Annotated in this window: 16 protein-coding genes and 1 riboswitch; of the genes, 9 read left to right on the forward strand and 7 right to left on the reverse strand. The window is 44.8% G+C overall.

The window, feature by feature from the left end; translation table 11 throughout:
- The first annotated feature begins 33 nt into the window (after nucleotides 1-33).
- Nucleotides 34-213: riboswitch (Lysine riboswitch) on the forward strand.
- Nucleotides 214-386: 173 nt separating this feature from the next.
- From ACFQ2J_RS14965 to ACFQ2J_RS14975, 3 genes are all read left to right on the forward strand, one after another.
- Complete coding sequence (locus tag ACFQ2J_RS14965) at nucleotides 387-1,964, forward strand: Na+/H+ antiporter NhaC family protein (RefSeq protein WP_386062200.1); 1,578 nt, start codon at nucleotides 387-389, stop codon at nucleotides 1,962-1,964.
- Between the two features lie 209 nt (nucleotides 1,965-2,173).
- Nucleotides 2,174-3,700: a sodium-dependent transporter gene (locus ACFQ2J_RS14970; RefSeq protein WP_386062203.1), complete on the forward strand. Its 1,527-nt coding sequence runs from the start codon at nucleotides 2,174-2,176 to the stop codon at nucleotides 3,698-3,700.
- Nucleotide 3,701: 1 nt separating this feature from the next.
- Nucleotides 3,702-3,806, forward strand: a complete 105-nt coding sequence (locus tag ACFQ2J_RS14975) for a methionine/alanine import family NSS transporter small subunit (RefSeq protein WP_386062206.1) — start codon at nucleotides 3,702-3,704, stop codon at nucleotides 3,804-3,806.
- 266 nt (nucleotides 3,807-4,072) lie between these two features.
- Here ACFQ2J_RS14975 and ACFQ2J_RS14980 read toward each other — a convergent pair whose 3' ends face one another.
- Both ACFQ2J_RS14980 and ACFQ2J_RS14985 read right to left on the reverse strand, forming a co-directional pair.
- Nucleotides 4,073-5,041: a M23 family metallopeptidase gene (locus tag ACFQ2J_RS14980; RefSeq protein WP_386062209.1), complete on the reverse strand. Its 969-nt coding sequence runs from the start codon at nucleotides 5,039-5,041 to the stop codon at nucleotides 4,073-4,075.
- A gap of 111 nt (nucleotides 5,042-5,152) precedes the next feature.
- Nucleotides 5,153-5,788, reverse strand: a complete 636-nt coding sequence (locus tag ACFQ2J_RS14985) for a YhcN/YlaJ family sporulation lipoprotein (RefSeq protein WP_386062212.1) — start codon at nucleotides 5,786-5,788, stop codon at nucleotides 5,153-5,155.
- Between the two features lie 146 nt (nucleotides 5,789-5,934).
- Here ACFQ2J_RS14985 and ACFQ2J_RS14990 point away from each other — a divergent pair, with 146 nt between their 5' ends.
- Nucleotides 5,935-6,210: a YutD family protein gene (locus tag ACFQ2J_RS14990; protein ID WP_386062215.1), complete on the forward strand. Its 276-nt coding sequence runs from the start codon at nucleotides 5,935-5,937 to the stop codon at nucleotides 6,208-6,210.
- Between the two features lie 73 nt (nucleotides 6,211-6,283).
- Here ACFQ2J_RS14990 and ACFQ2J_RS14995 read toward each other — a convergent pair whose 3' ends face one another.
- From ACFQ2J_RS14995 to glpX, 3 genes are all read right to left on the reverse strand, one after another.
- Nucleotides 6,284-6,577: a cytosolic protein gene (locus ACFQ2J_RS14995; protein ID WP_386062217.1), complete on the reverse strand. Its 294-nt coding sequence runs from the start codon at nucleotides 6,575-6,577 to the stop codon at nucleotides 6,284-6,286.
- 62 nt (nucleotides 6,578-6,639) lie between these two features.
- Nucleotides 6,640-6,909, reverse strand: a complete 270-nt coding sequence (locus tag ACFQ2J_RS15000) for a DUF3055 domain-containing protein (RefSeq protein ID WP_386062220.1) — start codon at nucleotides 6,907-6,909, stop codon at nucleotides 6,640-6,642.
- 12 nt (nucleotides 6,910-6,921) lie between these two features.
- Nucleotides 6,922-7,896 (reverse strand): class II fructose-bisphosphatase, encoded by a 975-nt coding sequence (glpX, locus tag ACFQ2J_RS15005; protein WP_386062222.1) that lies wholly within the window; start codon nucleotides 7,894-7,896, stop codon nucleotides 6,922-6,924.
- Nucleotides 7,897-8,044: 148 nt separating this feature from the next.
- Between glpX and ACFQ2J_RS15010 the strand changes: the two genes are divergently transcribed.
- Together ACFQ2J_RS15010 and ACFQ2J_RS15015 are read left to right on the forward strand one after the other, a co-directional pair.
- Nucleotides 8,045-8,482, forward strand: a complete 438-nt coding sequence (locus ACFQ2J_RS15010) for a DUF86 domain-containing protein (protein WP_386062225.1) — start codon at nucleotides 8,045-8,047, stop codon at nucleotides 8,480-8,482.
- 17 nt (nucleotides 8,483-8,499) lie between these two features.
- Nucleotides 8,500-9,270, forward strand: coding sequence for a TIGR01457 family HAD-type hydrolase (locus ACFQ2J_RS15015; protein ID WP_386062227.1), 771 nt, complete (start codon nucleotides 8,500-8,502; stop codon nucleotides 9,268-9,270).
- Nucleotides 9,271-9,456: 186 nt separating this feature from the next.
- Here ACFQ2J_RS15015 and ACFQ2J_RS15020 read toward each other — a convergent pair whose 3' ends face one another.
- Nucleotides 9,457-9,975, reverse strand: a complete 519-nt coding sequence (locus ACFQ2J_RS15020; protein WP_386062230.1) for a phosphatidylglycerophosphatase A family protein — start codon at nucleotides 9,973-9,975, stop codon at nucleotides 9,457-9,459.
- 132 nt (nucleotides 9,976-10,107) lie between these two features.
- Here ACFQ2J_RS15020 and ACFQ2J_RS15025 point away from each other — a divergent pair, with 132 nt between their 5' ends.
- Together ACFQ2J_RS15025 and ACFQ2J_RS15030 are read left to right on the forward strand one after the other, a co-directional pair.
- Entirely contained in the window at nucleotides 10,108-11,067 is a 960-nt protein-coding gene (locus tag ACFQ2J_RS15025) for a hypothetical protein (RefSeq protein WP_386062232.1), read from the forward strand.
- 77 nt (nucleotides 11,068-11,144) lie between these two features.
- Entirely contained in the window at nucleotides 11,145-12,110 is a 966-nt protein-coding gene (locus tag ACFQ2J_RS15030; RefSeq protein ID WP_386062235.1) for a 2-hydroxyacid dehydrogenase, read from the forward strand.
- A gap of 85 nt (nucleotides 12,111-12,195) precedes the next feature.
- On the opposite strand, the gene ACFQ2J_RS15035 is transcribed toward ACFQ2J_RS15030, so the two are convergent.
- Nucleotides 12,196-12,417, reverse strand: coding sequence for a NifU family protein (locus ACFQ2J_RS15035; protein WP_386062237.1), 222 nt, complete (start codon nucleotides 12,415-12,417; stop codon nucleotides 12,196-12,198).
- 166 nt (nucleotides 12,418-12,583) lie between these two features.
- On the opposite strand from ACFQ2J_RS15035, the gene ACFQ2J_RS15040 reads away from it, so the two are divergent.
- Nucleotides 12,584-12,913, forward strand: a complete 330-nt coding sequence (locus tag ACFQ2J_RS15040; RefSeq protein WP_386062240.1) for a YuzD family protein — start codon at nucleotides 12,584-12,586, stop codon at nucleotides 12,911-12,913.
- The last annotated feature ends 97 nt before the right edge of the window (nucleotides 12,914-13,010 follow it).

Raw genomic sequence — 13,010 nt, forward strand, 5'->3', positions numbered from 1 at the left:
TTTGAAATTTCATATTGCGTGACCTTATCAGATCGGTGAGGTAGAGGAGCGAAAGGTATAAGTAATTGGCAGGAGGATGACAACGAAGATCGCCAATGAAAGGATCATTCGCCGAAGTATGGAGTGCAGTCATACACTTCCGTGCTGGTGCATGTCTGAATAGGATATGTACTGTCATGCATAATAATGGATGCATGGTGCGCTACTGATCGAAATGGAGGATAATCAACTTTTGCTACGTACAAGCAGTGATGGATTATTTTCTATCGCTGCTTTTTTTATTTCCTCAATTTTAATCTGCAGTAGTTTCCCATATCCATGTCATCCCTGCAATCAGGCCTGATTGTAACACTTCAAGATCCACAAACGACGGAGGGGACAAACACATGGAAGGAACAATTTACTCATTAATTCCCGCAATTCTAATGCTTATTCTGGTTGTACTTACTAGAAAAGTCATCCTGTCACTCGGAGCAGGAATCATCGTCGGAGCGCTGATGCTCCATGATTTCAGTATCGTGGAAACAGCAGGAGCCATCTGGACGTTATTCTATGAAATCTTCATTGCTGATCCAGCCAATCTTACATCTCTGGAAGGCTGGAGCATGGGGAACATCTATCTTTTTGCTTTTCTTATCTTTCTAGGAATGGCGACTGCATTGATGACTGCCTCAGGAGGGAGCAGAGCTTTCGGTGACTGGGCGATCCATCGTGTAAAGACGCGACGAGGTTCGCAACTGACAACGGCATTCCTTGGAATCATCATTTTCATTGACGATTATTTCAATGCCCTTGCAGTCGGACAAGTAGCCCGACCATTGACCGACCGTTATAAAGTCTCAAGAGCGAAGCTTGCTTACATGATCGATTCCACATCAGCTCCAGTCACGGTCATTTCACCTATTTCAAGCTGGGGTGCCTATATCATCGGTACCATTGGTACGATTCTTGCTACCAATGAAATCGCGGATTACGGGGCGCTTGAAGCATTCATAAAAATGATTCCAGCCAACCTGTATGCATTTTCTGCCTTACTGCTTGTATTCATGACTGCTTACTTCCGCCTGGATTTAGGTGCGATGCGTAAGCACGAGCGTCGTGCGATGCAGACTGGTGAGCTCGTCGATCCATCAAGGGACGACATCCCTGGTGATTTGGATGATGAGTTCAAAGAGCATAAGAACGGACGGATTTATCACCTAGTATTGCCGATTGTCGTATTGATTGCAGGTACAGTATTGTCCATGATCATCACTGGTATCCAAGGAACAGAAGGACAAGCTGATATTCTATCTATATTTGCAAATACGAATGTGAATATTTCCTTGTTCTTTGGCGGACTTGCAACGGTGTTGGTTGCTGGTGGGATGTACGTAACCCAGCCACAGCCTAAATCTTCCCCAGGAAAAGTCCTTTGGGAAGGTACGAAGGCAATGCTTCCGGCCATCTACATCCTTGTATTCGCATGGATGATCGGTGCGGTCATCGACCAGCTTCAAACTGGTGAATACCTGGCTGCGCTTGTAGAACAATCATCTATCGATACAGCATGGCTGCCATTGATCTTATTCCTGGTAGCAGGATTCATGGCACTTGCAACTGGTACATCGTGGGGAACGTTCGGAATCATGCTGCCGATTGCTGGTGAACTTGCAGCTGTTACAGATGTAACTCTCATTCTTCCAGCACTGGCTGCAGTACTGGCAGGGTCCGTATTCGGTGATCACTGTTCACCGATCTCAGACACCACGATCCTGTCATCTACCGGAGCTGGTTCGAACCATATCGACCACGTGTTGACGCAATTGCCGTATGCATTGATTGCTGCACTCGTTTCCGTTGTTGGATATATCCTCATCGGCTTCACAGGACAGGTGGCGTTAGCACTGCTTATATCGTTGGGGCTATTGGTTGGAATTGGAGTGGCATTGCACTTCATCCTGCCTTCTACCCAGGAAAATTGAGTCTTTTCATCTAAAGCACACGTTTTCGTGTGCTTTTTCCATAAATTGAAATTACTGAAAATTTAAATATCTTTTTGACAACCCCTGACTAAATGGCTATAATACAAGCACAGATAAATAATCTGAAAAATACGAAATTTTTAACATTCTTCTCTTCGAACAAGCATATAGGAATAGAGAGGAGAATGAAAAACAGGGGAGGTTTACACATGGAAAATCGCGCGCAATGGGGAACAAGAGCCGGTTTTATTCTGGCAGCCGTAGGTTCAGCCATCGGGCTTGGTAACATCTGGCGTTTCCCGGCAGTAGCTTATGAAAATGGAGGAGGGGCATTCTTCATTCCTTACTTATTCGCCCTTCTGACAGCAGGTATCCCACTATTGGTCATGGAATTCACACTAGGCCATAAGTACCGAGGTTCCGCACCGCTATCATTTTTCCGTATGAATAAGAAGACGGAATGGCTCGGTTGGTGGGCAGTACTCGTATCATTTGTCATTTCAACTTATTACGCTGTCATTATTGCCTGGGCAATGTCTTACAGCTGGTTCTCGTTTAACCTGTCATGGGGAGAAGAGACACAAGGTTTCCTTTTTGAAGATTATTTGAAATTATCAGTAGATCCTGGTCAAACAGGAAGCCTGGTTCCAGGCGTATTCTTCCCACTATTGGCTGTATGGCTGATTACATTGGGAGTCCTCTTCAAGGGAGTTAAGAAAGGGATTGAAGTAGCAAACAAAATTTTCATTCCTACACTTATCGTGTTATTCCTTATCATTGTTATCCGAGCTATTACACTGCCAGGAGCAGTTGAAGGTCTACAGGCTTTCTTCCAACCTGATTTCAGTGCAATTACTGACAGTAGTGTATGGGTTGCAGCATATGGACAGATTTTCTTCAGTTTATCCATCGCATTTGCGATCATGATTACGTACTCCAGCTATCTTCCGAAGAAATCGGATATCACAAACAATGCCTTCATAACAGGCTTCGGGAACTCAAGCTTTGAGTTGCTTGCTGGTATCGGGGTATTCGGTGCACTAGGATTCATGGCTCAGCAACAAGGGTTAGGTGTCAACGAGGTAGTTGAAAGTGGAGTTGGCTTAGCATTCATCGTATTTCCACAGATCATCAATGAGTTCCCGGCATTGAACGGGTTATTCGGATTCCTGTTCTTTGCTTCATTGGTTTTGGCAGGATTATCTTCATTGATTTCTATATCAGAAACTTATGTAGCAGGTCTGAAAGAAAAATTCGGTCTTACACGTAATCAAGCTGTCGGGTTTGGTGGTGGAGCTGCAGCTTTAATTTCCATCCTTTTTGCAACACAGGGTGGACTGTTCTTCCTAGATGCGGCTGATTATTTCATTAACCAGTTTGGAGTAGCATTCGTCGGACTTGTTGAAGTTATCGTTATCGCCTGGTTTGTGCGTAAGCTTGGTGATTTCCAGAACCATGCAAATGGAATTTCCGATATTCGCCTGGGTGTCTGGTGGAAAGTATGTTTAGGTTTGATTACACCACTAGTGCTAGGGTGGATGATGTTTGATTTGTTCAAAACAAACCTTCTTAAAGAGTTTGACACTCCAACAGGAAACTATGAAGGCTACAGTGATACGTTCATCCTATTCGGAGGATGGTCAGTTGCTGCATTTGCCATCGTAGTCGGAATACTGCTTTCATTCAAAAAGTGGAATAGCAGCGCGTTGGAAGAAGTGAAAAGGGAGGTAAGCTGATATGACAGCAGGCGCAATCGTTACTATGATTGTAGGTATAGTAGTGATCTGGGGAGGACTCACAGCAAGTCTTGTCAACGCTTCCCGAAAATCCAAACAACAATAAACACACAAAAGCGTCGTACACACTGTACGACGCTTTTTTTCATTTCGCAATGATGTAATCGTTATTATCATTTTAAAATATCGAAGTGTATTGGTTATTTAGTAATTATGGATAGCTTTATACGGTAAGGGGCGATGGGGAAGGAGGAGACTCCCGCAGGAATGCCATGGTAGGCAAGACCCCACAGAGCTTTGCTCGAGGAGCTTGGCACCATCCCTGCAGGAAAGCGAGTCCTTCCCCATCGTCCCTAAATCATGTTTGGTTCATTAATCCCTTGCCATGCGCTCCCATTTCCTAAGGTAAGAATAAGGATCAAACGACCACTCACTATACCCGTTATCTTTGTACATTCCATAATGCAGATGCGGCGGAAACTTCCCTGAAGTTCCAGGAGGACCATAACCAGAAGCACCTACCGAACCGATTACATCCCCAGGCTTGACGACATCCCCGACTTTGACTCCTTTTTCAAAACCGTTCAAATGCGCATAGTAGTGGTAAATATTGAAGATGTCTCGGATTCCGATCCGCCATCCGCCGAACCGGTTCCACCCTTTCATTTCAATTACCCCATACGTAACTGATTTGACTGGAACACCATAGTTGGCAAAAATATCTGTCCCTTCATGAATCCGCCGACCACCGAATCCACGAGCATCTCCCCAGGTGCTTCGATAACTGTAGTTAGCACCTAACGGAAGCGGAAAATCACGATCTGTCAGTTCAATGGTTTTGAACTTCTTGAATACCCTTGCATTGTTCATGATCGTCTGTACAGAAAGATCCCTGTTATAATAATTCCACAAGGCGATTTTAATATCATCTTCGTTATATCCATAAGACGTCAGATACTGAGCAATGGAGTAAAGCACGTCTTCATCATTGGTGCGATCCGCAAAGCCGTCGCCATTACCATCTTCCGCCCAGCCCTCGAACATTTCAGCCATTTGAGGCTTCAGTTTTTCTCCACTTTCAGGATTCCCTAAACCGTTCCAAAAGACCATTTCCGGCTGAATAGCAGTAATCCTTCCTTTTTGCATCTCTTTATGGATTTGACGTTCATATTGATCGATTGCTGCCAAGTAATACCAAGGAAGCTTGACGACTGTCGCTGTTTTTTTATAAAGCTCCATCCGCTCCTTGAAATTATCTTCCTGTGTTTTTGCCTCAATCAAGGATGGAAGACAGAGGGAAGTCATGGTCATGAATATAAGTATAAAAACGAATCTCTTCATCATTGGTCACTCCATATCATTGATGTCATTAGCTTGTGACAGAAGCGTTCTTCTATAAGTGGGGATAAATGGGAAAGATCAGATGGAAAGCCCATCTGATCCTCCTTCTAATTATTTATCTCTATCCATTCCGCGGTCTTTGACATCCCTAGGGTCATCCATCGATTCTGTTTCATCGTTATAAAGCGGTTCACCTTGAGGTGCCTGACGCATACGTTTGATGATCTCTTCAATGACCTGATCATAGTTACGGTCAGTTGTACTTGTATTGTTCAAGGATTGGATATCATCGAATGCTGATGCCTGATCTGAAACGTAGATTTCGAAATACCTTGGTACCAAACTGGCAGCAGTCTTTTTGACCATATCAGCTGCCTGGTCCCGGTCCATTTCATCGGGCTTCTGGTAAGCGACTAACACTTCGTCATCACTTACAAGCGTTGCTGCATCCTCAAATTGTTCATAGCTCAGGATCATTTTCGTGATCATGTCGGACATTGCTTCACGGTCCACTTGTGTTTCATAATTCCCCTCAGGATCCACCTGATCTTTCGTGTAGCGGACATAACCAAGCTGGTCGTTATTCTCGGTCGTATCCGGTCCGTTATAGCTGTCCATGGCATTACCGTTTAGGTTGCCATCGCCATTGCCATTATTCAATGCATTATCATCATCATTTCCAGCATTACATGCTGTCATCAATAGCCCTGCAGAAAGCAGGATCGATGTTGCAAATGTCTTATTCATTGGATTGCCTCCCATGTGGTTGAAATACTCTCCCTTAGGATAGTTTTCAGCCATCCAACCCGAAACATACGAAAAAAATATTACCTGCAATTGTAATGAAGCCGGTTAAGTATGATAAAATTGAAGTAACGTATGAGGTGATGGAAATGATTGAATTGTTTGGAAAACAATATGAAGTGATCGAAAATCATAGAGATGGATTCCAGCCGGAAGCACTTGAGCAAAGATTCAGTGATATCCTCAGCAAATATGATTTCATCGTCGGAGACTGGGGATACGGACAATTACGATTAAGGGGCTTTTACGATGATCAGAATCCAAAGTCCACGTTCGATTCCAAAATCAGTACACTGGAAGATTATTTGTATGAATACTGTAACTTCGGGTGTGCGTATTGTGTATTAAAAAAAATCGATAAATAAAAGGATGGAGCAGGCCACATTCACTTTTGAAAAGTAAATGTGAAGCTGGCTCCATCTTTTTTAAAATAGCCGGTTAATGTTTTTCTTCACCCGGTTTCATATCGACACCCGGTTCATCATGAGGGGGATGTGCTCCATCCATTTGTCTTGGGAGATCCTCATGCAATCCTTTGTTTTCATAGTTGAATGCACTATAATAACGTTGCTTCTCTGTCCACGGGGCACTCTTCCTGTTGGAAACAGGTTCGTTTTTATTTCGCGGCGCTCCATAAGGGCCTTCCGGTAACTGCTCCGGTGTCAGGTAATTCCGCTGTGCTTCTACATTGGCGAAATCCGAATAACGGTCTTCATTCTTTTTGTCAGCCATAATAAAAACCCTCCTTTGGCTTAGGATAGCCTCTGGAGGGTCTGTTATTCATTATGAAGGATTCAGATTGCCTGACGTAAAAATTCTCTAAGTTCTTCAGCTTCGATTTCATTCAGGTTGAATGCATGTTCGATGTTACCGGGCTCTTCAACATCGTCCTGCCCCATGATGGCAAACCTGTTTCCTTGAAGATCAAGGACCAGCGTCTTTCCATAATAACGGGATGTTTTGACAAGGGCGAGGTCATAACGATGGGCTTCCCCCATGAAGCTTACAAAGCGAGTATCCGAACTTTCTTTTTCATCGTAAAGAAAAAACTGTTCTTCAGACATACAGCTGCCTCCTTATTTTTCCCCCATGACGAGGTGCGGTTTATGATCCAAGTGGTGGTGCGCTTTGATGAAACGGACAGTCTTTGTTTTTGCTCGCATCACGATCGAGTCGGTTTCCGTCAAATCGCCACCAAGGAATTTCACACCATTCAATAGTTCACCTTCTGTTACGCCTGTGGCTGCGAAAATGGCGTCGTCACTTTTCACAAGGTCATCTAGCTGTAAAAGCTGTAATGGATCTTTCAATCCCATCGTCTTACAGCGTTCTGTTTCTTCTTCATTTTGTGGTGATAGTCGGGCTTGCATATCTCCACCCAGACTTTTGATTGCAGCCGCGGAAATGACGCCTTCCGGTGCACCGCCTTTACCAACGAACAAGTCAACACCAGTGTGTGGAAGACATGTTGCAATCGATGCTCCTACATCACCGTCTCCGAACAGCTTGACTCTTGCACCTTTGTCGATCACGCGCTGAATGATATCAGCATGGCGGTCACGTTCCTGGATGATCACGGTCAAATCACGGACACGCTTATTATTAGCACGGGCTACGATATCAATCGTACGTTCAATCGGGTCATCCAAGTGCACAAGGCCCTTGGCATTTTTTCCGACAGCGATTTTGTCCATGTACATATCCGGTGCGTGCAGCAAGGCACCGCGTTCTGCTGCTGCGATGACAGCCATCGCATTGTTGTGCCCTTTTGCTACGATGCTTGTACCTTCCAGTGGATCGACGGCAATGTCGACCGAAGGGCCATTCTTATTCCCTAATTCTTCACCAATATAAAGCATAGGCGCTTCGTCCAGCTCTCCTTCTCCGATGACGACGACACCGTCCATCGAAACTGAGTCGAACATCGCTCGCATGGCTGATGTTGCTGCATCATCTGCTGAGATTTTGTCCCCACGACCCATCCATTGAGCAGATGCAATGGCTGCTGCTTCTGTAACACGTACAATTTCTAATGCGAGTTCTCTATCCAATCATTTCTCCTCCGATACTATAAAGTCCATGTATATGATAGCAGAATTCTTGATAAAACGTAAGTATGCATCCTTTTCCTTAATAATAATGAAATATGATATCATGGTGGAGGAATAAAGCCATTCAATATGTGTGGAGGGATAGAACATGTATTTTGTCGATCGAAAAAAAATTGAAAACACCTTATTATACATGGAGGGGCTCATTCAGGAGTATCCTCATCATGACTATACATCCTTTTTAGAAAAGCTGAGTCTCGAACGTCTGACACAGATGACGATTGAATCCGTAATCGATGCCGGGAACATGATGATCGATGGATTCATCATGCGCGATCCTGGAAGTTATGAGGATATCATTGATATTCTGGTTGATGAAAAAGTGATTCCTGAAGAAGAGGAAAAGGCTTATAAATCTTTTATCCAGTTAAGGAAACCACTAGTCCAGTCCTACACAGAGATCGAGCATACAACATTGATGGACACCTGGAAGGCTACGTTACCTGCCATCGAGCAGTTTTCAACACGGATCAGGGACTACCTGGACAATGAGCTTGGTCCAGTATCTGCCTTTCAAAATGAATGAAAAAGTGAGTGAACAGCATGAAAACATACAAAGCTTATTTGATTGACCTGGATGGAACAATGTACCGCGGTGCTGAACGGATTGAGGAAGCGGAACATTTCGTCAAACGATTAAGGGAAAAAGGTGTGCCACATTTATTTGTGACCAATAATTCTTCCAAGCGACCGGAGCAGGTTGCGGAAAAATTGCAGTCGATGGAGATTCCAGCTGACACCGAGCAAGTGTACACAACCAGCATGGCAACCGCTCAATTCATCAAAGCTGAAAATCCGGATGCAAAAATTTTCGCTATTGGAGAAGAAGGGCTGTATGATGCGCTGGAAGCGGAAGGGTTGACGCTTGTACAGGACGACGCTGACTATGTGATCATCGGAATCGACCGGGAGATCACTTACGAAAAACTTGCGAAAGCTTGTCTGAATGTCAGAAACGGGGCAAGGTTCATTTCCACCAACGGAGATATTGCCATTCCCACTGAACGCGGGATGGTGCCGGGTAATGGTGCGATGACTTCCGTAATTACGGTAAGTACTGGAGTAAAGCCGACGTTCATTGGTAAGCCGGAAGCAGTGATCATGGATCAGGCCATCAAAAAGATTGGCTTCGAGCGCGAGGATGTGGTGATGGTCGGGGATAACTACCATACTGACATACTCGCAGGGATGAATGCCGGTCTGGATACGGTCATGGTCTTCACAGGAGTGACGTCACAAGAACAGCTTGAAACGTATGAAAAAAAGCCGACATACACGATTCCTACACTTGAACACTGGATGGATCGAATTTGAAAAAGAGGTGACCGTAATGGTCACCTCTTTTGCTTTGTGTTGGTTTAGGATCATAGCCGGTAGGTCTACTCCAGCTCCAGCGCCTACCCCCTCGAGGTCTTAAGTCAATCCTCTCTGTGACAAAGACCGTCACGACGACGCTTGACTTAAGCTTGTCGGGGGTGAGCAAGGCGCTTGCGCTTTTGTTTATTCGATGTCATCTTCCTCTTCTTCTCCTACCGCACTATGTGCAAGTCTGCTTGATGCAGCGGCTGCGATAGCACCGACTATATCATCCAGGAAGGTATGGCATTCCCCAGTGGATTTATCATTCAATTTTTGCAGGATTCCCGGCTTCTGTTTATCGATATAGCCATAGTTGGTAAAGCCGATGGAGCCATATACATTGACGATGGAAAGGGCGATGATCTCATCGACGCCATACAACCCCTCATCTTTACTGATCGTATCCTGAAGTGGTTCATCCAGCATGTTCTTTTCTGCGAGGATATCCATTTGGATCCCCGTAAGGATGGCATTTTGCACTTCCCGTTTCGTCAATACCTTTTCTACATTGAAGCGGCATGACTCTATCGTCAATTCATCATGGTATTTCGATTGAAGGTAATACACAAGTTCTGCAATATCATTGATCGTGACTCCACGTTCCTCTAACCATTCGCGGGCTTTTTTCTCTAGTTTACTCATTTTTCGGCTCTGTTCCATATATACTCTATTGACCTCCTCTAAAAATAAGCTTTCGATTAGTGCTTCCCTGCTGATACCATTGTAAAACTTATTGTGTCGTGGTCGTAGATTGTCTACTTTCATTATAGCATGAGAAGGAGTGAAACGAAGGTGGAAGAATTATTGCGTGACTTCATAAACTTGGATCATGCATCTGCAGTCCAGGTCGATCATCAAACCGGCTATCTTCATGAAGGTGTGCTCTACTTTGTTGAACGCTCAATCGGAAACGAACGAGCTTATTTGGAACTTCAGGATGTATGCGAGTTTCTATCCCGTTCAGGTATCGAAGGTATGACGTTTCCGGTCCGTATCAGGAATGATCAGTATAGTATTTCCGCAAGAGACGGAAGCTATGTGATTTGTCAGGGGTTTCCGCCATCTGGAAAAGTGCTGCCGTTTTCTGCACAGCAATTAGCTGATTTTCACCGGGTGGGAGCTTCCTATCCATATCAACCGACCACTTTCTCAAGTTATGGTGGTTGGCGCACGCTGTGGGCGAATCGGATCGATCGATTTGAAGCGGAAGTGAGCCGGCTCTATCAAGAGAGACCTGTGGCTGACTGGCATCGAGCGTGGATTGATGCAGCCCCATATGTGATCGGTCTTGGAGAAAACGCAATCCAATATTTGCAGGAAAGCGAACAGGAATCGAGGCACCATGAAGCGGATCAGCCAACCATCACCTTCGACCGCTATCCAACGCAATCCCAGACCCTGATCTGGTTCAATGAATTGCGTCAGGATCATCCATCAAGAGATTTGGCTGAAGCCATAAGGCCGATGCTGCTTCGTGAAAATGGTGCACAGGAAATGACTTCTTTTTTACAAAACTATCAAGCAAGATCTCCACTTTCGTTCTTCGGTATTCGTTTATTGTATGCCCGCCTGCTTTTCCCAGTGCATTTACTCGATCAGTTCAGAAACGCACAGGCCGATGAGCGCGGTTTGATGGAAGAAACTAGGCAGATTTTTGAAAATCAGAAGAGATACGAGCTTCATTTGAAGATGTTTTATGAATGGCTGCAATTATCCGCGAGGGATATGCAGCTCCCTGTACTGGACTGGTAACAGGGTGTGCGAATCATTTTCTTTCCTATCGTTATGCTAAACTTGAAGAGACGACGCGATAGGAAAGGGGAATGACCATGTCCAAACCAATCGTATATATAACGAGATGCCTCCCGGAAGATGTTGTAGAACCATACCGGAAGCATTTCCAAATCGACATGTGGGAGTATGAAGACAGACCTGTCGACCGAAATACATTGAGGGAAAAAGCAGCACAGGCAGATGGGCTGCTCACCGTTCTGACAGAGCAGGTGGATGATGAGTTGCTGGAACAATGCAAAAATTTGAAGATCGTTGCAAATATGGCTGTCGGTTTTGACAATATCGATGTTGATGCTGCCTCCAAACGGAACATATCAGTTACGAATACACCGGACGTCCTGACAGAAACGACCGCAGACTTGACGTTTGCGTTAATGATGGCTACGGCGAGAAGGTTAGTGGAAGCCAGTTCCTATGTCAAAGAGGGGAAATGGCAGAACTGGTCGCCCCTATTGTTGGCAGGTACGGACATTCATCATAAGAAAATCGGCATCGTCGGGATGGGAAGAATCGGAGAAGCAGTGGCACGAAGAGCAAGCGGGTTCAGTATGGACATCCTTTATCACAATCGATCGAGAAAGAAAGAAGCAGAGGATGAGCTCGGTGCAACCTATCGATCATTGGAGGCTTTGCTCGAGGAAGCGGATTATGTCGTCTGTCTTACGCCCCACACTCCTGAAACGGAAAAAATGTTCGATGCAGAGGCGTTTGCCAGGATGAAAAAGGATGCTATCTTCATTAATGCTTCACGTGGAATGACCGTTGACGAGGATGCGCTGATCCAGGCATTGAAGACAGGAGAAATTGCAGCGGCAGGATTGGATGTGTTTGCTGAGGAACCGATCGATGCAGACCATCCACTGCTCCAAATGGATAATGTCGTCTGTCTTCCGCATATCGGTTCTGCGACAAAAGAAACGAGATATAAGATGATGGAGCTGGCTTTGGAGAACATCAAGCTGGTATTGAGTGGCAGCGAACCTAAGACACCTGTGGAATAAGCTGTGATTAATTTACCGAAGCAAATACCTACCCAACAAAAAAGCCAGAGACCGTATGTCGGGTCTCTGGCTTACATCGTTTCATTTAAAATACTTGTTCTACTTCGCGAATCCCCGGTACTTCTTCTACTAAAGCACGTTCGATTCCGGCTTTCAATGTGATGGTCGAACTCGGGCAGCTTCCGCAAGCTCCCATAAGGCGAAGGCGTACAATACCTTCATCGACGTCCACCAATTCTACGTCACCGCCGTCACGAAGCAAAAATGGTCGAAGCTTATTCAGCACTTCCTGAACTTGTTCTTGCATGCTCCATCTTCCCCTTTCGTATGCTTCCATTATAAAACCTATCGGAAAAAAAATCTATTGTTCTGCAAGGATTTCAAATAATGATTGAGAATCATTTTCATTTTATCTTTTTTCCGGGATTTTGTAAAATGGATAGTAGAACACACCAAGGGTGGAGGCGTTTTACATGAGTGATAAGAAAATCGAGCTGGTCGTTTATGGCGCGGACCAGATTTGTCCGAGCTGCATCAACTCACCTGGCTCCAAGGAAACTTACGAATGGCTGCAAGCTGCAATTTCAAGGAAATTCGGCGAGACAGGGGTACACTACAAATACGTAGATATTTTTCAACCACCGGAAGACGAACAGAGTCAAGCTTTCGTACAGCGGGTTTTTGATGAAGATCTATTCTATCCCGTCGTCGTCATTGAAGATGAAATTGTCGGCGAAGGCAACCCCAGGCTGAAAACGATTTATAAAGCATTGGAAGAGCGCGGCTTGAATCCTGCAGTTTAAATAGCTGCACATAAGTATTAATGGTGTTAAAATGACAGAAAATATGGTACCATTTTGGCTTAGTGGGGGATTCATCTGGGTGATTGAATGAGGTGAA

The sequence above is a fragment of the Thalassobacillus hwangdonensis genome (assembly GCF_042675915.1).
Lineage (GTDB): Bacteria > Bacillota > Bacilli > Bacillales > Halobacillaceae > Thalassobacillus_A > Thalassobacillus_A hwangdonensis.